Annotated in this window: 23 protein-coding genes and 1 pseudogene; 17 read left to right on the top strand and 7 right to left on the bottom strand. The window is 54.3% G+C overall.

The window, feature by feature from the left end; translation table 11 throughout:
* The first annotated feature begins 184 nt into the window (after positions 1-184).
* The 6 genes from QEH53_RS04880 to QEH53_RS04855 all read left to right on the top strand — a co-directional run bounded on the left by QEH53_RS04880 (position 185) and on the right by QEH53_RS04855 (position 9,598).
* A complete protein-coding gene (locus QEH53_RS04880; protein ID WP_309022017.1) occupies positions 185-1,369 on the top strand; it encodes an efflux RND transporter periplasmic adaptor subunit in 1,185 nt (394 codons plus the stop codon).
* The gene (locus QEH53_RS04875; RefSeq protein WP_309022016.1) at positions 1,366-4,437 is read left to right on the top strand and encodes an efflux RND transporter permease subunit; all 3,072 of its coding nucleotides are present in this window, start codon (positions 1,366-1,368) and stop codon (positions 4,435-4,437) included. The genes QEH53_RS04880 and QEH53_RS04875 overlap by 4 nt, the downstream gene beginning before the upstream one ends.
* On the top strand, positions 4,434-5,996 hold the full coding sequence (locus QEH53_RS04870) for a TolC family protein (RefSeq protein WP_309022015.1): 1,563 nt from the start codon (positions 4,434-4,436) through the stop codon (positions 5,994-5,996). Before QEH53_RS04875 ends, QEH53_RS04870 begins: the two co-directional genes overlap by 4 nt.
* Before the next feature lie 40 nt (positions 5,997-6,036).
* Complete coding sequence (locus QEH53_RS04865; protein ID WP_309022014.1) at positions 6,037-7,023, top strand: PmoA family protein; 987 nt, start codon at positions 6,037-6,039, stop codon at positions 7,021-7,023.
* Positions 7,024-7,136: 113 nt separating this feature from the next.
* A complete protein-coding gene (locus tag QEH53_RS04860; protein WP_309022013.1) occupies positions 7,137-7,697 on the top strand; it encodes a YfiR family protein in 561 nt (186 codons plus the stop codon).
* Complete coding sequence (locus QEH53_RS04855) at positions 7,694-9,598, top strand: ATP-binding protein (RefSeq protein ID WP_309022012.1); 1,905 nt, start codon at positions 7,694-7,696, stop codon at positions 9,596-9,598. The genes QEH53_RS04860 and QEH53_RS04855 overlap by 4 nt, the downstream gene beginning before the upstream one ends.
* A 112-nt stretch (positions 9,599-9,710) precedes the next feature.
* On the opposite strand, the gene QEH53_RS04850 is transcribed toward QEH53_RS04855, so the two are convergent.
* A complete protein-coding gene (locus QEH53_RS04850; protein WP_309022011.1) occupies positions 9,711-11,810 on the bottom strand; it encodes a TonB-dependent receptor in 2,100 nt (699 codons plus the stop codon).
* A gap of 332 nt (positions 11,811-12,142) precedes the next feature.
* On the opposite strand from QEH53_RS04850, the gene QEH53_RS04845 reads away from it, so the two are divergent.
* The 4 genes from QEH53_RS04845 (at position 12,143) to QEH53_RS04830 (ending at position 16,682) form a co-directional block, all read left to right on the top strand.
* Positions 12,143-13,585, top strand: a complete 1,443-nt coding sequence (locus QEH53_RS04845; protein WP_309022010.1) for a hypothetical protein — start codon at positions 12,143-12,145, stop codon at positions 13,583-13,585.
* Positions 13,586-14,023: 438 nt separating this feature from the next.
* Positions 14,024-14,596, top strand: coding sequence for a hypothetical protein (locus QEH53_RS04840; protein WP_309022009.1), 573 nt, complete (start codon positions 14,024-14,026; stop codon positions 14,594-14,596).
* Positions 14,597-14,756: 160 nt separating this feature from the next.
* Positions 14,757-15,629, top strand: a complete 873-nt coding sequence (locus tag QEH53_RS04835) for a hypothetical protein (RefSeq protein ID WP_309022008.1) — start codon at positions 14,757-14,759, stop codon at positions 15,627-15,629.
* Positions 15,630-15,827: 198 nt separating this feature from the next.
* The gene (locus QEH53_RS04830) at positions 15,828-16,682 is read left to right on the top strand and encodes an MYG1 family protein (RefSeq protein ID WP_309022007.1); all 855 of its coding nucleotides are present in this window, start codon (positions 15,828-15,830) and stop codon (positions 16,680-16,682) included.
* A gap of 271 nt (positions 16,683-16,953) precedes the next feature.
* Here QEH53_RS04830 and map read toward each other — a convergent pair whose 3' ends face one another.
* The 3 genes from map to QEH53_RS04815 all read right to left on the bottom strand — a co-directional run bounded on the left by map (position 16,954) and on the right by QEH53_RS04815 (position 19,911).
* Positions 16,954-17,739: a type I methionyl aminopeptidase gene (map, locus tag QEH53_RS04825; RefSeq protein ID WP_309022006.1), complete on the bottom strand. Its 786-nt coding sequence runs from the start codon at positions 17,737-17,739 to the stop codon at positions 16,954-16,956.
* A gap of 139 nt (positions 17,740-17,878) precedes the next feature.
* Positions 17,879-19,240 (bottom strand): DNA recombination protein RmuC, encoded by a 1,362-nt coding sequence (gene rmuC / locus QEH53_RS04820; RefSeq protein WP_309022005.1) that lies wholly within the window; start codon positions 19,238-19,240, stop codon positions 17,879-17,881.
* Complete coding sequence (locus QEH53_RS04815) at positions 19,237-19,911, bottom strand: metal-dependent transcriptional regulator (protein ID WP_309022004.1); 675 nt, start codon at positions 19,909-19,911, stop codon at positions 19,237-19,239. The genes rmuC and QEH53_RS04815 overlap by 4 nt, the downstream gene beginning before the upstream one ends.
* Positions 19,912-20,190: 279 nt before the next feature.
* On the opposite strand from QEH53_RS04815, the gene QEH53_RS04810 reads away from it, so the two are divergent.
* The gene (locus QEH53_RS04810; protein ID WP_309022003.1) at positions 20,191-20,802 is read left to right on the top strand and encodes a response regulator; all 612 of its coding nucleotides are present in this window, start codon (positions 20,191-20,193) and stop codon (positions 20,800-20,802) included.
* A gap of 156 nt (positions 20,803-20,958) precedes the next feature.
* Here QEH53_RS04810 and QEH53_RS04805 read toward each other — a convergent pair whose 3' ends face one another.
* Positions 20,959-21,237: a Smr/MutS family protein gene (locus tag QEH53_RS04805; protein WP_309022002.1), complete on the bottom strand. Its 279-nt coding sequence runs from the start codon at positions 21,235-21,237 to the stop codon at positions 20,959-20,961.
* A gap of 106 nt (positions 21,238-21,343) precedes the next feature.
* Between QEH53_RS04805 and QEH53_RS04800 the strand changes: the two genes are divergently transcribed.
* Both QEH53_RS04800 and QEH53_RS24410 read left to right on the top strand, forming a co-directional pair.
* Positions 21,344-22,063 carry an energy transducer TonB gene (locus tag QEH53_RS04800; RefSeq protein WP_309022001.1) on the top strand — a complete coding sequence of 240 codons (720 nt, stop codon included), beginning with the start codon at positions 21,344-21,346 and terminating at the stop codon, positions 22,061-22,063.
* 871 nt (positions 22,064-22,934) lie between these two features.
* Positions 22,935-23,252, top strand: a pseudogene (locus QEH53_RS24410) (MBL fold metallo-hydrolase); the annotation flags it as partial.
* 6 nt (positions 23,253-23,258) lie between these two features.
* On the opposite strand, the gene QEH53_RS04795 reads toward QEH53_RS24410, so the two are convergent.
* Entirely contained in the window at positions 23,259-23,414 is a 156-nt protein-coding gene (locus QEH53_RS04795; protein WP_309022000.1) for a hypothetical protein, read from the bottom strand.
* A gap of 316 nt (positions 23,415-23,730) precedes the next feature.
* Between QEH53_RS04795 and QEH53_RS04790 the strand changes: the two genes are divergently transcribed.
* Both QEH53_RS04790 and QEH53_RS04785 read left to right on the top strand, forming a co-directional pair.
* Positions 23,731-24,150: a VOC family protein gene (locus QEH53_RS04790; RefSeq protein WP_309021999.1), complete on the top strand. Its 420-nt coding sequence runs from the start codon at positions 23,731-23,733 to the stop codon at positions 24,148-24,150.
* A 381-nt stretch (positions 24,151-24,531) separates the two neighbouring features.
* On the top strand, positions 24,532-24,711 hold the full coding sequence (locus QEH53_RS04785) for a hypothetical protein (protein WP_309021998.1): 180 nt from the start codon (positions 24,532-24,534) through the stop codon (positions 24,709-24,711).
* 259 nt (positions 24,712-24,970) lie between these two features.
* Here QEH53_RS04785 and QEH53_RS04780 read toward each other — a convergent pair whose 3' ends face one another.
* Positions 24,971-26,419 carry a protein adenylyltransferase SelO family protein gene (locus QEH53_RS04780; protein ID WP_309021997.1) on the bottom strand — a complete coding sequence of 483 codons (1,449 nt, stop codon included), beginning with the start codon at positions 26,417-26,419 and terminating at the stop codon, positions 24,971-24,973.
* A 213-nt stretch (positions 26,420-26,632) separates the two neighbouring features.
* Between QEH53_RS04780 and QEH53_RS24405 the strand changes: the two genes are divergently transcribed.
* Positions 26,633-26,818 (top strand): LysR family transcriptional regulator, encoded by a 186-nt coding sequence (locus QEH53_RS24405; RefSeq protein ID WP_369426422.1) that lies wholly within the window; start codon positions 26,633-26,635, stop codon positions 26,816-26,818.
* A complete protein-coding gene (locus tag QEH53_RS04775; RefSeq protein ID WP_309021996.1) occupies positions 26,796-26,966 on the top strand; it encodes a hypothetical protein in 171 nt (56 codons plus the stop codon). The genes QEH53_RS24405 and QEH53_RS04775 overlap by 23 nt, the downstream gene beginning before the upstream one ends.
* Positions 26,967-26,976: the final 10 nt, after the last annotated feature.

The raw sequence follows: 26,976 nt of genomic DNA, 5'->3' as shown, positions 1-26,976 counted from the left end.
AGTCCAACCAAGCCCGAAATCCCAAGCTGCTACAAGCCGTGAAACAGGGATGGCTTAGCCAAGAATCTGACGATCCGATTTTGTAGCGCCATTATACAGCTCCAAACTCGCCAAAAAGACAGCATTCATGCAAGCATCGCAGTCGTAAGTCCCACATGTGTGGGAATTCCCACTTACCTCGCTCATGTCCTCAGAAAAAAAATCAAAACTCCCTCTCATTCTACTCGCAGTCGCAGGTCTCGGCATCCTCGGCTTCTTTATTTTCAAGTCCTCCAGCGAGGATGAAGAAGAAAGCCGCGGCGAAAGAGCCGCCGCAGTAGCGGTTGCCCCTATCGAGCACAGGCCCATCGAGCTGCGACGCGTCTTCAGCGGAGCGCTTGAAGCCCATTCCAAATTTGTGGTCGCTCCCAAGGTAGCAGGGCGCGTGAAGGACATTCCTGTCGACATCTCCGACGTCGTCCAGCGCGGTGATACCGTTGTCATGCTGGACGCAGCTGAGTTCGACCAAGCTGTTCGCCAAGCTGAAGCCGATCTCGCCGTAGCCGAGGCCAACCTCGCCGAAGCCAAAAGCTCTCTCGAAATCACCCTTCGTGCCGACCTGCGAACCACTACCCTTCGCGAGCGAGGCATCGCTTCGGAAACCGAGTACGACAACGTGCAAGCAGAGCTCCTCGCCCGCCAAGCCCAAGTCAAAGTCGCCGAGGCCCAAGTCATCCGTGCCGAGTCTTCGCTCGAATCTGCCCGTATCCGCCTCAGTTACACAAGCATCACCGCCGATTGGTCGGGAGACGAAGATCGACGCGTGGTCGCTGAGCGCTACGTGGACGAAGGGGAAACCGTCTCCGCCAACGAGCCATTGCTCATGATCGTCGAGTTGGATCCCATCACCGCTGTGATTTACGTCACCGAGCGTGATTACGGCTCTCTCCAACCAGGCCAGGTCGCCCGCTTCAGTACCGACGCTTTCCCTAACACGGTCTTCGAGGGGCAAATCGACCGCATCTCGCCCATCTTCCGCGAAAACAGCCGCCAAGCTCGTGTCGAACTTTCCCTTTCCAACCCAGACCACTCGCTAAAGCCAGGCATGTTTGTTCGGGCAAACATCACGCTCGACCGCGTCGAGGAAGCCACCGTAATCCCCTACGCCGCCCTCGCTCGCAGAGGATCTGACACCGGGACTTTCATCGTCTCCGAAGACTCGAAAACGGTGCGCTGGCATAAGGTAAAAACCGGCATCCGCTCCGAAGACACAGTGCAGATCCTCGAGGCAGATCTCGACGGCCGCGTCGTCGTTCTAGGCCAACATCTGCTAGATGACGGATCTACTATCACCATCCCCGACGACTCAACTCTATCGATCGAGCTATGAGCCTTTCCGACCTTAGCGTCAAACGCCCCATCTTCACCACGATGGTGACCCTCATCGTGGTGGTCCTCGGCTCCGTTTCACTCGCTCGGCTGAAGATCGACCTCTTTCCGAGCATCGAGCTGCCCACCATTACCATCAGCACCAGCTACCCGGGAGCGAGTCCCGAGGTCATGGAAACCCTAGTCACCCAGATCATCGAGGAAATCGTTTCCACCGTGCCAGGCGTCGAGGAGGTCACCTCCCAATCTAGCGAGGGCCGCAGCCGCGTGCGCGTGAGATTCTCCTGGGGCACCGAAGTCAACGCCGCAGCGCTCGAACTCCAAGCAACCCTTGAGGACGAGCTCAACGAGTTGCCGGACAATATCGAGCGACCACGCGTATCCAAGTTCGACGTGGACTCCTTCCCTGTCGTTATACTCGGCGTCTCCGGCGACATCGACCCGGTCGAGCTGACCGATATCATCAACAACGAGATCCGTTTCCGCTTCTCCCGCGTGCCGGGAGTGGCCCAAGTCGACCTATGGGGCGGCTTCGATCGAGAGATTCGTGTGGAAATAGACCGCCAGCGCCTGCAAGCCCTCGGCATCCCCCTAAACCAGATCCTGCAAGCCATACGTGACTCCAACCTCGACCGTCCATCCGGATCCATCCAAGAGGGCCGCTACGAAGTCTCCCTCCGCGCCCCTGCCCAATTCCAAAACCTCGACCAAATCCGCAACACGGTAGTCGACACGCGAGAAGGCGCCACCGTCACCCTCGAACAAGTCGCAGTCATCAAGGATACTTACGAAAAGGAGACCCGCATCGTGCGCGTCAACGGCGTGCAAGGCATCCGAGTCGCTATCCGCAAGCAGGACAATGCGAACACCGTCGAGGTTTCCCAAGCCATCCTCGAGGAGATCGATCGCACAAACAAAGACTACCCGCTCATCAACATCGTGCCCGTCTCCAACTCGGGCAACTTCATCGAGCGTTCCATCCAAAACGTATCTCGCTCCGTCCTCTACGGTGGCGGTCTCGCCATCCTCGTACTGCTGTTCTTCCTGCGTGATTGGCGATCTACCCTCGTCATTTCGCTCGCCATCCCGATCTCCATCATAGCCACCTTCGCACTGCTCTACTTTGGGGGCTTCACGCTAAATATGATGTCACTCGGTGGACTTGCCCTGGGCGTCGGAATGATGGTCGACTCCTCCATTGTGGTGTTGGAAAACATTTTCCGACGGAGAGATGAGGAAGGAGAACAGCCAAGCGTCGCCGCGGCCAATGGAGCAAGAGAGGTGGCGACTGCCATCATCGCCTCCACCATCACCACACTCGTTATTTTCCTGCCCCTCATCTTTGTCCCCGGCGTCTCCGGGATACTCTTCCGCGAGTTGGCCTACACTGTGTCCTTCTCCCTAATCTGTTCGCTTGTCGTTTCGCTAAGCCTCGTGCCCATGCTTTCCGCCAGGATCCTGCGAGGGCAAATCTCGCTCGAGGAGCAAAAGAAAAGCCCTTTCCGCCGGCTCTCCGAAACCTCTGAGCGCTGGTTCCAAGCTCTAGAAGGCAGCTACAAGAAATTGCTCAACAAAGCCCTGCGCCATCGACGCTGGGTCCTAACCGGAGCAGGTTCCACCCTAGTGCTCAGCTTCTTTCTCTCCCCAATGATCAGCAGCGAATTCATGCCACCGAGCGACGAAGGGGAAGTAAACGTCTGGATGCGTGCCGAAAACTCGACGCGACTCGAGATCGTGAATAAACTGACCAGACGACTCGAGGAGATAGCCATACCAGCCGTGCCCGAAGCCGTATCGCATGTCACCGACGCCCGTGGCGACGGAGCGGGAATCAACTTCACTCTCGTGCCCGCCAGCCAGCGGGAGCGCTCCAACGAAGAAATCGCCGAGGACCTACGACTACTTCTCGAAGGGCAAATCCCCGGAGTAAGGGCAGGCTCATGGGCACCGCGAGGGCAAAACCTGCTTAACCGCCTCCTAGGCGGTGGTGGACAAGGTATCGAAGTAGAAGTCCGCGGCCCCGACATTCCCACTCTCGAAAAGCTAGCACTCGAAGCCAAAGAACGCATCGAGACTCTCGAAGGCGTTACCGACGTCGATACCAGCTTTGATGAGGGCACTCCCCGCCAAGAAATCACTATCGACCGCGACAAGGTTGCCGACCTCGGCCTCTCCGCTCGCGATGTTTCGGAAGTCTTGCAAACCGCCATCGCTGGATCACGAGCCGGAGATTACCGCACCTCCGGTAACTCTTATCGCATTCTCGTGCAAATGGCCGACGCCGAACAGCTCTCCATCGACGAAGTCCTCGACCTAACCCTGCGTACACCGTCGGGTGAACTCGTCGCGCTGCGTAACCTCGTCACTTCAGACTTCGGACGCGCTCCGGAGGAAATCGAGCGGCGCGACCAACAACGTCTCGTCACCCTCGACACAGAATTCGAGAAACGCGCCCTCGGCGACGTATCCGCGGAAATAGAGGCTATCCTCAACCAAATCCCTCGCCCAGCCAACTACTCCTTCCGCATCACCGGCTCTTGGGAGGAGCAGCAAAAAACCTTCAACGAACTCTTTATAGCCCTCGGCCTCGCCATCATGCTCGTCTACATGGTGCTCGCCTGCCAATACGAGTCCCTGCGCGACCCCACCATCGTTATGGTGGCCGTACCCATGGCAGCGATCGGCGTGATTATCACTCTCATCATCACAGATACCACCATGAATCTTCAGTCGGGCATCGGTTGCATCATGCTGGGTGGTATCGTGGTCAACAACGCTATCCTGCTCGTCGACCAAGCCAGCCAACTCCGACTGGAAGGCACCGGAGCTCGCGATGCGGTGGCCGAAGCTGGGCGGCGGCGACTCCGCCCTATCTTGATGACCACACTCACCACGGTGCTCGGACTCCTTCCACTAGCCCTCGGGATCGGCGAAGGGGCCGACGCCCAAGCACCGCTTGCTCGAGCAGTGATCGGTGGGCTCGTCGGCTCGACAGTCATCACCCTCCTCCTTACACCCGTCGTCTATTCCATTGTCCACAGCAAGCGCAGCAGCAGCGACGCTCAATGAAACCCACTCTCTCAATTCTCCTCGCAACCACCCTCCTCGGCGGTTGTGCCTCCGTATCTGAAACGCCCCCACTCGATCCAGCGACAATCATCGCCAAACCGGAAGATCGTAGCATCACTCCCTACTTTGAGTGGAATCCACGTCCGCTTTCCGTGGAAGGCGAGACGCTCACCCTCTCCATCGAAGACGCGATATTCACCGCCCTAGAACGAAATAGAGAACTGCGTATCCAAACACTGGAACCCGTCATTTCCGGAGCCTTCGAGCTCATCGAGCGTGGCCAATTCCAACCCGAACTCTACGGCGTCCTGCAAGCAGGAGAAGAAGAGGTTTCCGAAAATTCAAGAGCCACAGGCGAGCAATTCAGCGTCACGGGCCGCGACGCCAGAGGTGAGATCGGCATCCGCCAAAACCTAGCCTCCGGTACCGATATCGAAGTTTCCGTCGAGCAGGATCGCTCTATTTCCAATCGTACACCCGAGCAGCAAGAAGCCCGTCTCGGTCTTAGCGTCACTCAGTCTCTCCTTCGAGGCTTCGGCCCCGCAGTCAACCTCGCTTCCATCCGTCAGGCCAAACTGGATACGCTCGCTAGCCAATACGAGCTACGCGGCTACGTCGAAGCCTTCGTTGCGGAAGTCGAAAGCGCCTACTGGCAGTACGTGCTGGCACGCGAAGAAATCGCCATCTTCGATAGCTCTCTGGAACTCGCGCGGCGCGAACGAGACGAAATAGCCGGCCGCATCGAAGTAGGCTCCCTCTCCCAAACCGATGGCGCCCTTTCCCGGGGCGAAGTCGCTCGACGCGAGAGCGCCCTCATCGATGCAAACGCCTACCTCGACGCGCAACGTTTCCGCCTCGTCCGCCTCCTCAATGCAAACCTCGACGGCTCCCTCGACTTCCAAATCACGGCCAGCAGCGAGCCAGACGTTGACCACGAACCGCTGCACGAATTGGAGGAACGCATCGAACTCGCCCTGAACAAGCGCCCAGATCTCAACGAGGCCCGCCTCCGCCTCGCTCAAGACCGACTCGAGACCATCGTCACCAAAAACGGACTCCTACCGCGCCTAGAACTCTTCGTCACCCTCGGCAAGACCGGCTACGCAGACACGTTTGTGGACTCCTTCGAAAACATCCAGGATGACAGCTACGACGTCACCGCAGGCCTTCGCTTCAACCAATTCATCGGAAACTCCGCCAACCGAGGTCGCGACATCATCGCCCGGGCCAACCGAGAACAAGCCGCCGACGCCGTCCTGAACCACGAGCAAATCGTCCGACTCGACGTGCGCCTCGCCGCCAACGAGGTCGAACGCGCCCGCCAGCAAATCGAAGCCACCGCCCAAATCCGCATCCACCTCGAAGAAACGGTACAAGGCGAAGTCGAACGCCTCGAAGTAGGCTCCACCACCGCCCTGCAAGTCGCAGCCGCCCGGCGCGACCTCCTCGCCAGCCGTATCCAGGAAGTGGAAGCGCTCATCTCTTATCGACTCGCTCTCATAGATCTCTACCTCGCCGAAGGCAGCCTTCTCGAACGCCGCGGCATCTCGCTACCCTAACGTTCCTACTCTTCCTCTCAATCCCCAACCTCTCCACCTCATGCACCGCAAACTCTTCCAGTGCTCACGCTTAACCCTCCACGCTTCTCTCCTCCTACTACTCGCCTCCTGCTCTGCACCGCACGAATCCTTCGTCGAAGTCGTCGACCAAGAGGGTCGCTATGACTTCGTCAAGGAAGACGGCCAAACATTGCTTAGCTACCAGCACGCGATTTATCCCGCCCCGGAAGGTGAGGATCCCGCTTTCGCCCGCAGCGGATTTATCCACCCTGTGAATACCGTTGCCGGCCAGTTGCTGACCCGCATCCAGCCAGCCGACCACTATCACCACTACGGTATTTGGAATCCTTGGACACGCACCTCATTCCGCGGCGAGGAAGTCGACTTCTGGAATCTAAAGAAGAAGCAAGGCACTGTCCGCTTCTCTGGCCTCGAAAAGTTAAGCCAAGGTCCGAACTTTGCCGCGATCCGCGTCACACATGAACACGTCGTCTTTGACGAAGACGCCACAGAAACCATCGCCCTCGTCGAAAAGCAGGACATTCGCGTAAGCGCTTCCTCCCTGCCGAATGCCTACCTTCTCGACGTCGAGTCAGAATATAGCTGCGGCACCGAGGAACCACTCACTATCGTGGAGTATCGCTACGGAGGCATGGCATGGCGCGGGCCCGAGTCTTGGAACAGCGCCAACAGCACCCTACTCACTTCAGAAGGAACCGATCGCGAAACGACGGATGGGACACGCGCCCGCTGGGTTCTCAGCGAAGGCCCGCTCGAAGGCAAAAACGCCGGGATCGCCATCCTGTCACACCCGAGCAACTACAATAGTCCAACCCCGCTGCGCGTTTGGGCAAGAGACAACCATGATGGAGCCACCCTCATCAATCTCGCGCCCACCAAAACACAAGACTGGGTGCTCGAGCCAGGCCAAGCCTACACGCTCCGCTATCGAATGATCATTTATTCCGGCGAGATTTCTGCGGAAGCGATCGACTCGGAGTGGGACCGATTCGCCCAAGAGTCCTGAAAGACAGAGCGATAGGGTAAAAACCCAGACCGGAAGCCTTTCTTCGCTATCGACTTAGCTCTGCTAAGCCCTAGAACGAGAGACTAACTCTTGCTCTCGCCCTGCCGTAACCGATGAACTTCTTTCCGCGTGGAATCAAGGCCACCCGTTTTGTTGCCTGCCTGCTGATAAGCATGCTGGGTGTAAACGCCTTCACGCAGCCCATCGAACAAGACACCGTGGAAGCAGCCATGACCCTCCAGTTGCTCGGATTCACCGAGTGGCCGGATAAGGAACCCGCAGACGAATCCACTCCGAGAACCATCGGAATCATGAATTCGGAGCCGACATATGTGGCCTTTAAAGCCCTGCTGACCGATCCGCGTTTCGCGGGACGCTTCGCAATCGATCGGGTCGACTCGGGGACTCCGAATGAAGCTCTTTTCAGTTACGACGCCATATTCTTCAGCGACCCCGACCCTAGGGAAATTCCTCGAATCATCAAACGGCTCGAAAACCGTCCCATCGTTCTGATCGGCACGTTCGAAGACTTCCTAGAGCAAGGTGGTCTTGTTAACATCGTAAAGAAGCAGAAACGCCTCGGATTCGAAATCCATTTGGACAATTCCAACCGACGCGGCATAGAATACCGAGCCAAGCTGCTGAGGCTCGCAACACGGATCGTGCAAGAATGAGCTACACAGACCCAAGCACCAAAAGTCCGTTGTTCAACCGCTTCAATGGCTTATCCATACGAAAAAAGATAGTCGTATTGATATCCGCCGTAGCCGGATTCGTCACGCTCGTCTCCATGCTCGTCTCCTCCATAATCGAGCTGACCTCATTCCGCGTGCGCCTCCTCGAGGAGTATGAACGCACAGCCCGAATGACAGCGAGCAACTTGGAGACCTCCGTCAGCTTCCGAGACGAGTATGACGCCCACGATATGATAAAGGTGCTCTCGCAGAGAGAGCAAATCACCTGCGCCATCGTCTATCTTGTCGATGGGACCGCGCTCGCCAAGTTCCGTCGTGAAAACGCTGATACGCGAACAGACTTTCCGGCCGTATCCGAAACCACACGAATATCCGATGGCTATATAACCGTAAACCAACCCATCGCCCCAAGAGGAAACCTCGATGGATACCTCGTCTTCAAAGCAGAGGTCGGGGAACTCAACGACTTCGTCCTCGCCCGAATCGTCATATTCCTGACGATCAGTGTCACTTCTCTGGGGACTGCGATCATAATCGCAAAGCGGGTCGGAAAACACGTTTCACAACCCATTATCGAGCTTGCTGAAACAGCGGAGCGTATCACGAAGGATCACGACTTCTCTACGAGACAAGAGCGAATGAGCGATGACGAAACCGGTAAGCTGGTGGACGCTTTCAACGAAATGATGGCCGAGATCGAAGATCGCTCCGGAGCACTCATACAGGCTCGCGACAATGCGGAGGCATCCAGTCGGGCCAAGGACGACTTCCTTTCCGTGATCAGCCATGAGCTACGGACGCCTCTGAATCCAATCATCGGATACGTCGAGATCCTTCTGCGAAAATCCAAGGAAGCAGAGGACCGAAAGCAACTCGGACTCGTCCGCCAATACGCGGAACACCTCCAGAGCCTGATCGATCGAGTCATCGACTACAGCCGATTCGAGCGAGGAGCTGTCAGTCTCAGCTCGGAGCCAGTCGACTACCAGCAACTCTGCCAAAACGTGCTAAACCTCATGCAACAACAAGCAGAGGAAAAAGGCATCGCTCTATCCTGCCAGCATACCTATGCCGAAGAGTCGATCAAAGACAAAGCCACTTTGTCCACTGATCGGGTCAAACTTCAGCAAGTCCTCTTGAACCTGGTAGCTAACGCTCTCAAGTTCACTAAAGAAGGTAGCATCGAGATACGAACGCACCTAAGACTTTGCGAACAGCACGACGCCTGTCTACGTATCGAGGTTAAGGATACTGGAATCGGTATCGACGAGGTGGATCGCGAACGTGTCTTCCGTCCTTTTTCGCAAATCGACGTCAGTCTGACCCGCCAGTACAGTGGCATGGGGTTGGGGCTCGCGATCACTCAGAAAATAGTCCATTCCTTGGGGGGCAAGATCGACTTCGAAAGCCAGAAATCTGCTGGTTCCACATTTTGGCTGGAAATCCCAGTAAACTTTACGAACGAATTAGATCTCGGCTCTACAGAAAACGTGAGGCTCATGGAATCGCAAAATTCCAGCAAGGTACTTCTCGTAGACGACCAAATCGTAAATCTGGAGCTCGGAGAGTTCATGTTATCGAGCAGCGGACACGAAGTCGTCTGTGCCAGCAGCGGACAAGAGGCGATCAAGCTCGCCAGCGAACAAGGCTTCGACCTCATCATTCTCGACATAAAGATGCCGAAGATGAACGGCTACGAAACCGCCCGCGAACTCCGAAAACTCGAATCCGACGGTAAACGCACCCCCATTATCGCCATGACCGCTCACGTCACATCCCGCGGCAACGAAGAGTGCATCGAGGCAGGCATGGATGACTCGATGTCGAAGCCGTTCAACACTGAGCGCTTAAACGAAATCATCAGTAAGTGGCTCGTCTAGAGTGGGCTTGACCCACTTCTTCTGCAGTAGCAAGCAGCGGTTTCAGCTGAAACCGCTTCGATGGAAACCTTGGGTACTCGGGAGAGTTGAGTTCTTCGCCGCTACCCGTATTCTAGAAACGGATACCTGCTTTGAGCGTCAAACCGCGTCCTGGTCCTATGTTTCCGCGGTCCAACAGCAGACCGTTTATTGGATTGTTTGGGTAACGTATTTCCGTATCGAATACGTTGTTAATGTGAGCGTTCAGGTAGAGACCTTCCCAAACGTTGTCCCAACGAAGATTGAGATCTACGACGAAATAGCTACCAACCGCATCACCGAAGTAGCCATCCTTGAGAATGGGAGTCGCCTCTTCGTCAATATTGTAGAATGACAGCATGTCATCGACATAGCGTCCAAGCAAGGACGCCGATACGTCGTCGCGTTTGTACGAAACCTTAGCGTGCGCCAAAAGGTCTGGAGAATAGCTCAAACGTCCCTGTGGCGTTTCCATCGAATCCGACTCTTGCATCGTGAACCCAATCTCCGCTCGAAACTCGTCTGAAAAATCGCGGATAAGAAGGACTTCCAAGCCATTGGTTTCTACTCTTCCTCCTTTCAGAAGGTCTGTGTCAATCAATCCAGAAGGCTCAAAATCCAAGGCTTGTATTAACAGATTTCTGAGCGTGTTTCGAAAGATGCCCGCGCTGAAAATCAGCGATTCCGACGACCACGTGTAGTTCACCTCGCTCGTTCTGGAGCGTTCAGATTCAAAGCCCGGATCGTTAAAATTCGGGATCTTGGTGGCGTCGCCAATCATCAACTTAAGGACTTGGGACTCACTCGGCTGATAGATGAGGGAAGCGCGCGGCGTACCGTTTTCGAAGCCCCCCTTCGGCCCTCCCGGTAATGGTGTCCCGTCAAGTGGTTCATCCACGAATACAAACCGATCGTAGCCCAGCATCTTCTCGACGCGATAACCCGCCACCATCGTCCACGGTTTGCTCAACTGGTAGCTGACCTGACCGAACAAGGATCGAATATCGCGCTCGTCTATAACTACTGACTCATTGAAGAGACCCAAGTCAGGTATGTGCGTGCTTTCAAAAAAATTCTGCAGCCTCTGCAGGTTTACACCTCCCAGGAAGCGCAATTTATCGTTGGGGGTGTATGTGAGCAGCGATTCGAGCTCCCAATTGTCAAAGTCGCGAGTATTGACCCCTATAAAGCCTTCAAACAACGCATCGTAATCCTCTCTGCTAGAGAAAGAGTTATAGGTCAATCGGGTGTCGAGATTCACCAAATCGCCGAGAGGTGTCTCTATTCCCGCCACAATACGAGCATTGTCAGTCGAACGGAGATTGCCATCCGCCACAGCCGGAAACCCGGTGAACGTTTCGACGCCAGCTTGGTTTAGACTGTAATCGAAATAGAACCCCTTCCAAGCAGCGGACATCTGCAGGAACTCCGTACGCTGCTCAAGCCTTCCCTCGAGCGAAGTATTGCCAGGCTCCACTCCGAAAGCGGGCAACAACGCCGCTCGCGCAGGACTGGCCAAGTCCAAGAGGTCGTAGTCGTAGCCATCCGATTCAGAGTAACCGGCATTGAAAATAACATGATAGTCCTCGCCAAACACAGACCAACGACCCGCTGCTCGGGTCGTACCTCGAGCCCCGTAGGAAACACTCACCTGATCGTCGCTATACGAATCGTCCGTGATGATGTTGATCGCCCCGAAAAACGCCCCATTCCCGTAAATTACGCTGTTTGGGCCGCGAGAAATTTCAATGCGGTCGATCGACTCTACCGGTACCCCAAGACCTTCCATCGGAGTAGAGAAAAGGTCCTGGCGCATCTGAGGCACCCCATTGACCAAGATCGCTACACTACTGTTTTGAGACCGGCCATTCCAATAGCCGCGCACGCCAAAATTGCCGCTCACTCCGTTGTAGTTATCGATATTATAGAAGCCTGGAATGTTTTCAAAAACCTCCGTCAAAGATGCGTATCCGAAGGTTTCGATATCTTCCCGACCGACCAAGTAAACACTAGCCGGAGTGTCGCGAATCGCCTCCGGAACCTTGCCCGGTGTCGTGACTTCGACCGCCATAAGCTCGTCCAAAGAGAGCGAGGCTACATCGAGGCTATCACCGTTCAGAAACGGAACAGCTCCTAGCAAAGCCAAAGCAGAAAAGCGGGCTGATAGAAACTTGCTTTGGGAGTCAGGGGTCATTCGAGCGGCTAAACGAAAATAGTGAACGGTAAAAAGCAAACCCACATCGGAAACAAAGCCAATGCATTTTCGAGTAGCGGCGAAGATCCTGCGGGAGATGACTAGGTAACGTCTGAACTGCTACGAAAACTCCAGCTAACCGGAGGCAACCTTTTCGGCGTCGCCATGAACGAAAGCAGGGCTACTAGATAAAAATCCGAGCATCTTTAGATATAAACCCTGTTCGTAGGCCGTACGTTAGACAATACAAAAGAGTGGAACACTCGACAGCCGCCACTACGCCCTCTATTTAACGGTCTGAGCTTTCCAACCCGCCCAACCCAAAGCCCGTCATGTTACCCATCGTCCTAATCCACGGCTACTCCTCAGAAGGCGCCGACAACACCGCCGAAGACATCTACGGCGCCCTCCCCGTTAGTCTCCGAAAAGAATTCGGAGCCGAAACCCTCGACATCAACCTCTCCCGATGGATCTCCCTCAGCGATGGCGTCGCGCTCGACGATGTCAGCTTCGCTATGGACCGCGCCCTCTCGGCGCACGCCGATACCCTCACCGACGGCTTCCATGTCATAATCCACAGCACGGGCGCCCTCGTAGTGAGAAACTGGATCAAGTTGTTCAGCTCCAAGCCCTGCCCCATACAAAACCTCGTCCATCTCGCAGGTACCAATTTCGGCAGCGGCCTAGCCCACATTGGACGCGGCCAAATGGCACGCTGGGCACGCTTCTTCCAGGGCACCGGGCGAGGCATAAGAGTCCTCGATGAGCTCGAATTCGGAGCCACCAAGACAATCGACCTTCATAGACACTTCACCGAGGCGGGCAGCGATATGTACCACGACTACCAGGTCCAAGAGTTTTGCATCATCGGCTCCCAAACCCTCGCGCCCATGCGGCACATCCCCATCCGCTACATCAAAGAGGATTCGTCCGACAACACCGTCCGCACCTCCGCGAGCAACCTCAACTATAATTTCCTTAGCGTCGCCCCCACTGACGACGCCTTTACTCTCAGCGTAGATCAGCTGAAATCTCTCATCGAAATGAGGCAGGAGGACGAAATCCTCGACACCAGCGATATCTACCAGTTCGACCTCAGCGACATCGCTTCCGAACGCCAAACCGTTCCCTTCGCCATCGCTTACGAAACCGCCCACTTCGGCGATAAGATCGGCATCGTCACCGGCTCCGAAAACCGCCAGCAAATCGTGCCGCTGGTCAAACGAGCTATCGCTACTCCGTATTCAGAAACGAATTACGCATCTGTTGTAGTTGCATTCGAAGTTGAGCGCCAGAAGACATTCAACCGTGCTGCAAAACTGCGTTCCAGTGCTATGGAGTGGAACAAGCAATGCCAATACGAAGGCCACGCCCAGCTGATCTTTCGCCTGCGCGACCAGTTCGGCACCCCCGTGAGTGATTTCGATATCACCATCAAATCGACCCCTGTGAATACCTCGAAAAACAAGCTGGAGCAAATGATCGAGGACAAGCACCTCAACAAAAAGACCAAAGGCATCATCACATTCTATCTGCGCACCCAGAGCTTCAACAAACGCTCCAAGAAGTGGACGGAGCTCCTGGACAACGTTACCACCGTGCACCTCGAAATTACCGCCCACGAGGATGAGTCCGACGATATAGCTTTCGCTCCGCTGAGCATCAAGCTCACCCCCTCGAAAATCCAAAGTCTCATCCAAAGCTTCCGCACCACCATCATCGACGTCACCCTCCTCCGCCTTCCCACCACGAAGGTATTCGAACTTAGCAAATAGTAGCGGATTTCGAACTGCACCACCTTAGCAGCGAAACCTCCCGCAAAGAGCATGGGTGACTCGAACCGGAGCGGCGGATCATCCGATCCGATTTCGATCCAGCCAAAATACGCATTCTCTTTATGTATCGGCTCGCGGGGACGGACACCATTTTCGGGCATTGCAAAGTGCATTCCAATCGGCTCCGTCCACGTTTTTAAACTCTTCACCAAAACTGGAAGGCCTGGCGATCGATCAAAATCGCACACAAATTGGTCCAAATCGGAAAAAAGCCTAGCAGCACCATCGTATGTAGACGTAGGGGAACCGGATATGGCTCGCTCCAAGCATAGCCCTTCGCCACAACAATTGAATCCAACTCAATCGCTCAGCTAGTGGCACATATTATGATCGTAGCTGACAAACCGTATCGGCTCTGCTGCAGAACCCTAAGTCAAAGTGAACTCGCAAAAGACAAAATTCAACGTATACAACGGCGCCTTCCTGCTCGTCCTCACGAGCAGTCTGTTCAGCCTGAATTACGAAGGATTCGAGAGATACAGATCGCAAGCTGAGGAATACCTTGGGATTCCAACTGAATATATTTGGGTCCCAAGTGCCTTACTCATCGTGTTCCTTTACATCTGCTTAATGATTAGGATCTACTCGAAGTTCCTCGCACCCATCCGATCAATCGCAGACGACTGCGCAACGGGCGGATTGCAAGATGATAGCAACTACAACCAAAACCGGGAAACACGGATCATTTCAAGTTTTATTCAACGCAATCAAGAGGCAGCAGGTATTAGCAAAGAAGAAGCTACCCTCGCTGCACGCGAACTCAGCGATGTCCGAAGAGAACGCAATAAAGCCCTCAAAGAACTGAGCGGGCTACAAATGCTCGTAGAGAGTCACGCAAGAGTCAGGGAGCGCTTGGAAAATGAAAGCACGAAGCTGAGAAGGGAGAATCGGATGCTCGGCAAAAAGCTAGGTACTCTCGCGGATTCGTCTGAAACCTTACGCTCGCGCTAGCAACCGAGCAATGACAGGCATCTGTGTACGCTGCCTCCTACGCCTCCGTTGACTATCCGGACGTAACCTTGGACTTGGGCTGGTATCGTTTTTGCTTTACCTGCTTCTTCTATGGTCTAGCAAGACGCAGACTCCTGAACAATCCGACAAGCCCTTGATCGTGAAAGAATCCAAGTATATCCTAAACCAACGTATCGCACTTAGCTTTTTCCTTCAGGCCGCTATCGTCACGCTAATCGCGCTGCCAGAGCTAGACCCTTATAGAGCCCAGTTAAGCGAGCTTTCCACGCTGCCTGAAAAATACTTCTGGATTCCTTTGTTGATCCTAATGCTCCTGTTACAAATGCCTATCTTGAGCGGAATCGGCACAAAAGTGGTCGACCCGCTGGAAGAATTGGTAAACCAGACGAAGCTTGGGGCCAATTCGATCGCTTTCAAAAAGAAGAGCCAAAACTCCGAGGAGGACCACCTTAAGCATTTCATCGAAAGCCAAGCATTACGTGCGATCGATCTCGAAGCGGAAGTGAACCGACTCGAAGGAGAGATAGAGCGTATCAACCAAGTGGCAGAGACTCCTCCCGAAGAAATAGACGAGATGAGGGAGAAGATTGCAAAAGCAGATCAGACCAAAGCGGCCCTCCAAAATACTATTGCCGAGGAAAAATCAAAGACTGAGGAGCAGGAAAAGAGAGGCAACGAATTGCGTCGCCAACTAAAGGCTACAAAACTCGAACTCGAAACGGTGCTATTCAACCAAAGACGTTCGAGGATGGAACCAGCTGAACTCGAGAGCGAAGTCTTACCGAGCGAAAGCGTGCAACCTACCGAGTTTGATGAGACTCTGCCGACGAGCTTGGTAGAAAAGCTACTGACTCCACTGAACCTAATCCACAACTTATCTTGGCGGTTAGCAAAGGCATGGGCAGAAACTCCCCCTGCTCAGATCAGAGAAGGCTTGGAAGAAATCAGCATGCAATCCGAGAATCAAATCGCTCTACTGAAGCAACATAGAGCAAAGGTAATCGAGGAATAAGCCACCTTGATTGGGGCGCAAACTGCCGAACGCAACCAGATGCAATAGACAATACGACTCGAAAATTTGCTTGCCTGTTACAATTTTGAGCCACCGGAAGCCGACTTGACACAAGTCGGCTTTTCTATGCCGCTTTCGCTCTAGATATCACTATCCTTCCGCTCCGGAACCCGAAACCCAACACCCGGAACCAAAATAATGCCGTTTACCACCCTCCTAACCCACCCGGGCTCCGCCCATAAGGACGACCTGCTCGCATGCTGTGTCCTTCTCGCCAAGAACCCAGTCGCAATCGAGAGACGCGAACCAACGCCCGAAGACCTCGCCGACCCCAGCGTCGCCGTCGTTGACGTCGGTGACTACCATCAACCTGAGCTGGGGAATTTCGACCACCACCAATTTCCTCGCGACACTCCGCCCACTTGTGCCCTCTCGCTCGTGCTTCAGCGCTACGGTCTCTACGAAGACGCCATGGCCTTTTGCGAATGGCTCGAGCCCGCCGAGTGGTTCGACTGTCGTGGCCCCAACCACACCGCCAAATGGTTGGGTGTCGAACGCGATGTCATCGGCAAGCTGAACTCCCCCATTGACATGACCCTCTTGCGTCGCTTCGCGGCTAACACCGTGCATATGCCGGGTGAGCCCATCTGGGAAATGATGAAGCTCGTCGGTGAAGACCTCATCGAATACCTCACTACCACTCGCCAACGCATCGAAGAAATCGCCGTCAACCACGAACTCTGGAACCTTGGCGGTCTCCAATTTCTCTTCATCCCTCGCACCGACCCTCCAAGCGAGGATCCTTCCGCAGGTCTCGGCCATTTCCTGCGCGAAAAAGGGCTCGACCAAAGCGTGGCCGGAACCATCTACCCCGATCGCCGTAATACCGGCTACGGCATTTCCCGCTACAACGACCATCCTTCACTCGACTATACACAGATAGAAAACGAGCCTGACGTGCATTTCGCCCATAAAAGCGGCTTCGTTGCCAAGACCACCGCCACCGAAATCGACCGCCTCCAGCAACTCGCCACCCAAGGCATCATAAGTTGATACGATGGACGGACGGCTTCCAGGACGGACGCCGACTCACTTCGCCAAGAGCCATCAAAAATCCACTTTTCCGAACAAAAACCAAAAAAGTCTGAACACTTTGCGTTCTGATTCGTCTCTCCTAGTAGATCATCGCTTAGCGAGATCTATTTGGGGTAACAAAGAAAACAAGTGGCGGATCGCTTAGGGGTAGGCGATCCGCCTTTTCTTTGCCCAAGTGGCAAGAGCGGTCTCCTTCTTGAGGAATTGAGCAATCGGCCTTGGAGAGACGCTAAACCAACACCGGTGCGGGCTTGCCTTCCGGGACAGTCAAAATCTCCGGACCATTTTCGCCCACCAATACCGTGTGTTCGAAGTGGGCGCTAGGGCTGCCGTCCGCGCTCAGCGCCGTCCAGCCATCGTCGCCCATGGCGATATTGTGCTTGCCGAGATTTACCATCGGCTCGATGCAGAGCACCATCCCACGCTTCAGGCGCTGATAGTCGGCCGGACGACCGAAATTTGGAATCTGCGGCTCCTCGTGCAAAGTCCTGCCCACGCCATGACCCACGAAATCACGGATCACGCTAAAACCCGCTCGCTCAACCTTTTTCTGAACGGCGTTTGAAATTTTCCCGACCTTGTTGCCCGCGACCGCGTTCTTGATGCCATCGTACATGGACTCCTCGGTCACGTCGAGCAGACGCTGCAGCTCTGGGTCTACAGTCCCCACCGGAATGGTACGGCAATTGTCACCGATAAAGCCATTGTAGCGGGTGCAAACGTCGACGCTAATCACGTCGCCCTCCTTCAGCACACGCTCGAGAGTGCCAATGCCGTGAACCACTTCGTCATTTACGGAAAGGCATGTCCAAGAAGGAAATACGCGCGTTCCTACTTTATACTGATAGCAGGCGCTCTCGCATCCGATCTCCTCCATAAAGCGGCGACCCGCTTGGTCCAGATCGTAAGTGTTCATGCCTGGCACCACCAGGGCGCACATGCGATCCAGCACGGTGGCGGCGGCTTGGGCGGCTTCCTTGATGGCTTTGTATTGGTCTTCGTTACGTACGATCATGGCTCAGTTACCAAAAGTTTGTTCTGCAATAGATTATCGGTTTCAAGCGCAAAACCTTTTCCGCCCAGTCTAGAGGGACCGCTGCCACGCTGTCCGCACTGCAGGTACGTAGCCATCCAGTCAGAGCCTGTATCCCCTTCTACCCGAGCTCCAACTCCTCATCAGCCCCTTCCACCACGTCCCGAGGAAGTGCTTTCTTTGCCTTCGCCCCCAAGTCCTTCAAGCGCTGAACTTGGTTCACCAAATTGCCGCGCCCCGTGGAGAGCTTGTTCATCGCGGCGTCGTAGGCGTCCTGGCTACGTGAAATCTGCTCGCCAATCTTCTGCATGTCTTCGAAGAAGCCTACGAACTTGTCGTAGAGCAGCCCGCTTTTCTCCGCGATGTCGATCGCGTTGCGAGTCTGCTTCTCCTGTCTCCAAATATTGGCGACAGTACGCAAAGTAGCCAGCAAGGTCGACGGAGTCACGATCACCACGTTCTGGCGAAACGCGTAGTCGAAGAGCGTATCATCCGCCTGAATAGCCATCACGAAGGCCGGCTCCACTGGAATAAACATCAGGGTGAAGTCGGGCGACTGGATTTCATAGAGGGCATCGTAGCGCTTCTTGCTCAGCTCCAGCACATGGTTCTTCACGCTCTGAAGGTGTTCCTTGAGAGCCACCTCCCGGAGCGCAACGTCATCCTCGTTTACGCAGCGCTCGTAGGCGATCAAGCTCACCTTCGCGTCGATCACCAAGTGCTTTCCTTCCGGCAAGTTGATGAGTACGTCCGGCTGCTGCCGCCTGCCTTCCTCTGAGGTAAAGCTTGCTTGCGTGCGATACTCTCGCCCCTCCACCAGTCCTGATTTTTCCAATACAGTAGCCAGCACCAGCTCTCCCCAGTTTCCCTGGGTCTTGGCTTGGCCCTTGAGAGCCGTCGTTAAATTTCTAGCCTCCGTACTCATCAGCTGGTTGAGCTCTCCCAAATGCTTCAGCTGCGCCACCAATTCCGCCCGATCCTTAACGCTCTGGTCGTGAGTGGTCTCCACCCGAGACCGAAAATCGGTGATCTTCTCCGCCAGTGGCACCAAAAGCTTGTCGAGGCTTTCCTTGTTGCGGGCCACGAACTTTTCCGAATTCGCGTCCAGCACGCGAGTCGCCAAGGTTTCGAACTCAGCCGTCAACTTCTTCTGCAATTCAGCGACCTCCTTCCTCTGCTCCTCGATACGGGTATCCATCGACTGTATACGCTGGTCTGCACCAGCGAGCTTCATATTCAGTCCAGTGTTCGCCTCACGTAGCTGAGCGATATCGCTCTTCGCCTCCGAAAGCGCAGCCTCACTCGAGCGGGAGCGTTCCTCCAGTTTAGCGTTCTCTTGAGCCGCCACTGCCAGACGGCCTTCCAGCTCCGCTCGCTCTTCCTCCGGTAAACCCTTCGGCGTGCGCAACCGGTAAGCTTGGATAAACCAAGCTGCCGCAAATCCCGCCACTAGAGCGATGAGCCAAGCCCACTCCTCGATCACGGAGCGGCCTCCAATTCCACACTTATCTTGCGGGCCGCCTCGAACCCGAGCTGACGCTTCGCCCCGTCGCTAAATTCTAGGGAAACCACACCCGCCTGGGCGTCTCGATTCGATACCAGGAGCCCTTGTCCGGGCGTGAGAGCATTGCTCTCTAAGTACCTGAGAAAACTATCTTCCTGATCCTCAATGCGTCCAACCACCACGCGCTGTCCCTGCTGGCAGTCCACCAGAGGCAACAAATCGCGCTCCGCAATTGCCCCGCTCTTGTCGGGAATCGGGTCCCCGTGAGGGTCTAGCTCGGGATGACCCAGCAGGACGTCGATACGCTCCAAAACGCGGTCTGAAATCACGTGCTCCAAAGCTTCCGCCTCGTCGTGGATCTCATGCCAATCCATCCCCAGCACCTTCACTAGGAAAAGTTCGATCATTCGGTGGCGACGCAGCACCAGCAAAGCTAGCTCTTTGCCTTCAGCCGTCAGCTGTACGCCTACTCGCGGGGTGTATCCAACAAGACCGGTCTTGGCTAAGGACTTCACCATGGTCGTCGCCGTGCCGGGAGTCACCTCTAAGGAAGTCGCAAGGTCGCCCATGCTGACATTTCCCCCTTCACCCTGCTCGAATTGCAGCGTGTAGATGTTCTTGATGTAATTTTCTACCGTACTGGTGGCCATAATCTAAATTCCTCGCCCGCTCGAGAAAATGGTAGACCAGGTTCTTCGAAGGCAGCTCTCGCGAACCCTTCCCCAAAGAACCCGCAACCAAGGAGCATTGGGGCAGTTTCAGCCCTCTATCGGTGACCCATCCCCCTCCGATTGCAAAGCATTTTGTAGCAGCCCACTCGTCCGAAAGACCCGTAAAACAACTGTTAATCCAAGGGTGAACAGAACTTATCTCGGTAGAGTAATTCACTCACGACAGCGGCGTCCGATATCCCAGAGGAACAGCAGTCAATGAGCAGCCAATACAAAGTCCATATTGTCGAAGACGACAAAACCACCCGCCGCCTCCTCGAAAACGTTACAGGCATGTTGGGCTACGACATCAAGTCCTACGAAAACGGACAACAAGCGTGGGATTCCTTCCGGATCGAGCGCCCACAAATCGTCATAAGCGACTGGATGCTGCCAGAGATGGACGGACTCGAACTCTGCCGTATGCTCCGCGAGAGCATGACGGACAGCTACACCTACTTCGTCCTAATCTCCGCCCAGAAACGCTCCCGCCCCAACCTCGAAGCCGCCATCAACGCCGGCGTCGACGACTTCCTCAAAAAGCCGATCGGGTCCGACGAGATCTGGAACCGACTCCGCGTCGCCGAGCGTATTCTTAACTTCAACAATCAAGTCAAACGCCTCGAAAGCCTGATTCCCATTTGCTGCTACTGCAAAAAAGTCCGCAACGACGGAGACCTGTGGGAACAGATCGAACAGTACGTCAACGAACGTACCGGCGCCGACTTCACCCACTCCATCTGCCCAAGCTGCATGGACACCCACGTCCGACCACAGATGGAGTCCTACAAGCAGTCCCTCAAGGACAAGGCTCGCTCCATCGCAGACTAAGCGACATACCGCTCTCAGTCGGGCCGGCTTCCACGCCGTCCGCGCTGCAAGATTCAACAACTACTGAGGTTCAATCCGCGCGCAGCCTCAGGCTATGATCCATGCACCGGGAACCCGGCCCCGTCGCGACTTACCCCAGCCAGAAAGGCCGAGAAGCTAAGATCCGGAATCTAACTCCACCCAAGTCGCCCCCCAGCCGCCGCCGGTCTGGTCGCACAGAGAGAAGCTTTTCACGCAAGCGATCTTGCGCAGCTGACCGTGCACCAGCTCCCGCAACGCTCCGGTCCCCTTTCCATGAATCACCCGCACCCGAGTGATCCCCTTCTCCAAGCAAAGTTCAAAGTAGTCTGGAAGCAGCTCTTTCACCTCTTTCGGTCGAAAGGTATGCAAGTCCAATTCGTCAGATATCGGGAATTCAATCGGCTCGTCTTCCATTATTTTCGTAAAACAACGCTTTTCTCGCCCTAAATCGATTAAAACCGCTAGACTACCGGTCGAATTACCAAGTAGGAAAGGAGGCAACTCCCCGCCCGACCCACACATGTACCGACTCGGCCACAGACTTACTACCACTCTCTGCTTCCTAGCATGCCTAGGAATCGCTCTTCACTCATCCGCACAAGATAGCACCGAGAACGACGACGAACTCATCCCACCGGTCGCCATCTACAAGATCGACCCTACCCATCCTGCCGAGCTCTACAGCCGTGGCGTCGAGGGAGAAGCCATCATCATCGCCTCCGTAGACGTCTTCGGCAGTGTCGTCGACCCAGTCGTCGACCGAGCCAGCCACGACGAGTTTGGCCTCGCCGCTCTGCTCGCCGCCTCTGAGTGGATTTTCGAGCCCGCCACCAAAAACGGAGTTCCCCAAGCCGTCCGTGTAAAGATCCCCTTCAGCTTTAAGATCGCCTTCGAGCACAAGCTAAACGTTGAAATGGGCCGGGAGGTTTTCCGAGAGCTCGACCTCCCCGTGACCCCTTCATTCGAGCTCGACCAAGCCCCGATGCCAAAATTCGTCCCAGCCTTCGACGAATTCTACCCAGAAGATTTCATCAACACCGGTAAGAGCGCTGCCGTCAGCGTCGAGTTCATCGTCAATCCGGACGGCAACGTCATCAACCCCCGCATCGTATCCATCTCTACCCCCGGATTCGAAGAAGCCGCCTTGCGAGCCATAGCCCACATTCAGTATCAAACCATCCGAGTCGAAGGACAACCCGTCTACGTCTCGATCATGATGCCGATACAATTCTCCCCTTAGGCGAGTCCGCCGAGCGGACCGCACTACCCTTCACGGACTCGGAGTCTTGGACAAGCACTCCGAACTTCAAGGGTCAGTGCGAATGCGATAGGCCACCAGCAACGCCGATTGGGCAAGGAATAAGCAATGCTCAAGACCGGACTATCGCTGGCACCGACTCCAGCCTACGAAGCGTTACCCAAGGTGCGGTGGAAGCGACGCAGCAATAGGGCAGCCCACATTCGAAATTGGATACAGAAACAGGCGAAAGATGAACTCCTACCTGAAACTTACTCTTCGCATCCGCAACGCCGATCACCGGTTATATCTTGGCACTCACCTTCGCTCTCTACACCTATTTTTCCATCGGCCACTGGCATTATTACGCCCACCCAAACCCGAAGGAACTGAAAATGCCAGTTTACTACGGCATCGTGACTTGGGCACGCTCATCACATTCCTCTCTTTTCTTGGTTTCCCTCTACTGTTTTTCGCATCGGCAGTTTTTGATTGGGACCGAAACACGGACAAAAAGAAGACGCTCCTTCTAAGATCAGTATACATCTTTCTCCTCGGTGTCACAATCTGGGTCGTCGTTGGTCAGTTTAAGAGTTCGGCAAGTTGGATATTCGACTAGTATAAGCCAGCCACACCAGACATCTCACGCAACTTCGGCCAGCGCTTTGCGATAACGGTCTCATATATACCTCCCCATCGAAGAGGACTCTAAAAATGCTCCACTCCTTCAAACTCTCAGGGATTGTACTCGTGATCCTACTTTCTGGTTGTGGCAAGGTGGGCGAGGAAAATTGGTTCTCAGTAAAAAACATCGACGAGAGTACGTGGATAATCGCCGAACCTCAAAGCTCTCAAACCAACGTCAGACAAACCCATCACGCTTATCGTCTCTCACTTTCACTTTGATCACACCCAAAATCTAAAGGAATTTGATCACATCGCGTTTCCGGACCTTGGTCCACTTCGAGCCAAAACATACAAAGATGGGTCTTACAGTTTCTCCGATTCGGAACGCTTCTTCGGCGAGCAACCTCGGGAAGTAAAAGTCGACGAATGGATTCCGGTAGGAAGAAGCATTGATCTCGGTGGCCGATCATTTGAGCTACTCAGCGTACCAGGGCATTCAAACGAATCAGTCGCGATAATCGACAGGAAACGTAGACTAGCCTTTCTAGGTGACCTCGTTTACAATGGTCCCCTATTCGTTTTCGACGAAAAAGACATTCCTAAATATCTCTCCAATCTGGAGATAATAATAAACGACCTTGGCGAAGAGTACCGATTTTACGGAGCTCACGGAGTGCCATTGGTAGAGTTCGATACCATCGTGGAATTTCGCGACCTCTTTGCACAAGTCGTTAGAGGTGATTCCTACGAGATCTCTTCAACAAGGGTCTTCAATCGGAAAGCAATCGTATACACATCTTCGACCAGCGACGTAAAAGTTTACAAGATAGATTAGATTCAGATTTCTCACCAATCCCGTTCCATCGGAACCACCTTTACAAATAGATAACGAGCAGGTTTAAAGGGAAGTACCAGATAATACTTCAAGATCATAATAGACTTACCCATAACCTGTCCGAAATACTAATTCCTAGAGAAGTAATAAATAATATAAATCGAAATAAACAACCTACCGAGAGAGAAATCAACACTAACAAAATAGTATGCCAGTAATCACTACACTCGCCTTTTTGGGCCGCACCGAGGAAGCCCTTGATTTCTATGCGAAGGCAATGAACGCTGAGACGATCTTCCTCATGCGCTTTCGCGAAAGCCCAGATCAAGCGCACACACAAGAAGGTATGGGCGACCTGATATTCCACGCTACCTTTCGGATCGAAGAAACTGTCTTTATGGCAAGTGACGTTGGATTCAGCAAGGATGGGGCAACCGGAGAGTTCAACGGTTTTTCCTTAGCCCTGAGATTGAGCTCCATCGAACGGGCAATGCAGATATTCAAGGCCCTTAGCCAAGAGGGCCAAGTAGTGATTCCTCTAGAGAAATCGAAGTTTACGTCCTGGTATGGTATCGTTGTCGATCCATTCGGAATTTCCTGGAAAATCAACGTTGATGAAAATGAATAACAACAGACCTCTACCCGCACAACTGTAGCATCGCTCTGCCAACACCACTTCGTAGAGTTCGATATTCGGTTAAGATCATGAAGAACCATATACCGTTACTCGTAATCGCGTTTATAGGCCTTCTGCTCTACACCTTGTCGATCGAAAAGATGCTAAGACGATCACTGGACTCCTTCCTATTACTCGTTCACGAAACATTCCCAAGAACTGATGGTAGGCATACTCGACGACGCCTACCGCAATACTCAAGAAGTAGAAGAACTTAACGGACTTGAATTCGAATGGTTCGAAAGAAGCACAGGTGGCAGAGGTGGTTGACATCATAGAAGCTACGAGCTGACTTTTAATCGAGAAATCGAAGAAAAAGAGGTAGAACTCCTCATGTCCTGCGTTTACAACTACAAGGGTTACACTCCAAAAGATCAGGTGGATGACCAGTATTTTCCGTTTATATACGAAACCAATTCATGCGTATTGTCTGAAAGCATCGAGGTGAAGCAGCACGACTCCGACAAGAGAAAGCTCACCATAAGATACAAAGCAGAACTGGATCAGAAGTGACTCTGCATCAGACGGATTTCCCTTTCGACAGCTGGCCTTAATGCTCGATAGCGAGCAGACTTCCTCGACGATCTGCTTAACAATCACTCCAGTCTATGATAGGAGAAGTAGAGGATTCGCCAGGGTTTGGCTTTGCAAATTGCTCAGTGAACTTGTGGAAATGGGCTGCCGAGGACGCACTTGCAAAAAGGCTTGCCGCTGACGACAATCGGCGGGGTTAGACCAGCCTTTAGAATTCACTGCCTTGCCATCCTACACCTCAGGTGCCGCAAAAGGTTTGGTGCACCACTTCCTCGGGCAGCGGCCGAGCTTCTAGATCACGATTGGCCGGATCATCTACAAACGGAGTAGCTAGTGCATTCACAAGCCGATGAAAGACAGAGTAGTCGCTTCTGTATGCAGCTTGTATCGCTTGTTCGACTCGATGGTTCCGAGGAGTCAGAATCGGATTTGCGCGCTGCATGGCCTGCAGGCCCTCGGTGGACACATCCATGGCGGACCACTTGGAAAACCACTCTCCAAATGTATCGCGGTTTTTGAAAAGGTCTTCGAGTTCGGCTGTGGAAGCCCCCCCAGCACTACGCGTGAGATGGCGAAAGAATAGAGTGAAGTCGACTTCCTGCGAAGCGAGCAACTGGAGCGTCTCTTGTATCAGCTCTTTAGATACGACTTCAGAGGATCCCAGCTTTGATTTGAACCGTGCGACATACTGGTCAGCGAAACGATCTGTAAACTCATTTAAAACGGCCTCCGCCTTGCGACTAGAATCCTCCGGCTTTTCATCAATGACTGGCAACAACGCTTCCGCCAATCTCGTCAGGTTCCAGAAGGCGATGTTTCCTTGGTTACCCCAAGCATAGCGAGCGTTGCGATCGATCGAGCTGAAAACGCACTCCGGATGAAATACTTCCATAAAGGCACAGGGGCCGTAGTCGATCGTCTCTCCCGATACCGCCATGTTGTCTGTGTTCATGACGCCATGGATAAAGCCCAGAGACATCCATTGGGCCACCAGCGAGGCCTGTCTCTCGACCACGTTTCTGAGCAGGGCAAGGTAGGGATCCTCTGCCTGCAGGGCTTCCGGATAGTGACGCTTGATCACGAAATCGGCCAAAGAGCGGATCGCATCCACGTCGCCCCTCGACTGAAAATACTGAAACGTCCCCACCCGCACGTGGCTGGAAGCCACCCGAGTGAAAACGCCTCCTGGCACCTCACCTTCCTGCCGATAAACCGTCTCCCCAGTGGCCACCGCCGCTAGAGCCCGCGTCGTCGGAACGCCTAAAGCCGCCATCGCTTCACTTAAAATGTACTCGCGAATGACCGGCCCTAGAGCCGACTTTCCATCGCCTGCCCGCGAAAAAGCGGTTCGCCCAGATCCCTTGAGCTGCAGATCGTAACGCTTGCCATTACCCGATACGACCTCGCCCAGCAGGATGGCGCGCCCGTCGCCCAGCTGCGGCACAAAGTGTCCGAACTGATGCCCAGCGTACGCTTGGGCGATCGGCTCCGATCCTTCCGCGATCGCATTGCCTGCAAGGACCGAAAGCCCTTCGTCTGACTCCAACCATTCCGCGTCGATACCGAGCTCTCCAGCGAGCTCTCGATTCACTCGAATCAATTCCGGAGCCGGCACCTTGGCAGGAAGCTGCGGCTTGAAGAAACGCTCTGGGAGGCGGGCGTAGGTGTTGTCGAAAGAGATGTTCATAGTCCTTATCTAAAAGGACGAGCAAAGCCGCGACAGTGTCGAACGGAAAAGTGCAGCATTCCCCTGCGGCAATCGTTAATTGGATCTCTCAACCTGAATCAGAGGCGAATCGCTTAAAGCCACCTCTGTAAGGGCGGAACCACGAAATTCCCATGGTAATCCTCACCGTGTCCGGTTGCACACAAACACCAATCATCGTCATCGGTTAATCCTATAGACTTTACCCAGCTAAAATGCTTTGTCGCGGCGGCCCGGGAGCAGAGCTTCACTCGAGCCGCCAAAGCTTGCCATCTCAGCCAACCTTCTCTCAGCTACCGAATCTCTAAAGTGGAGGAAGAGCTGGGCGAAGTGCTCTTCATCATAGAACCCAAGGGGCGTGGAATTGAGCGAATCAGGTAAACTGTTGCTGGAAGGGGCCCACCGGCTCCTAGATGAACGCGAGAATACCGTATCCACCTTTCGAATGCGCGGCGAGTTGATGGTTGGGAACATGACGTTTAACATCATCCCCACCATAGCTCCCCACCTCTTACCGCCGCCCGCCTAAAAACGAATCC

The sequence above is a fragment of the Pelagicoccus sp. SDUM812002 genome (assembly GCF_031127835.1).
Classification (GTDB): Bacteria; Verrucomicrobiota; Verrucomicrobiia; order Opitutales; family Opitutaceae; genus Pelagicoccus.
This window is presented reverse-complemented; position numbering and strand designations above follow the sequence as displayed.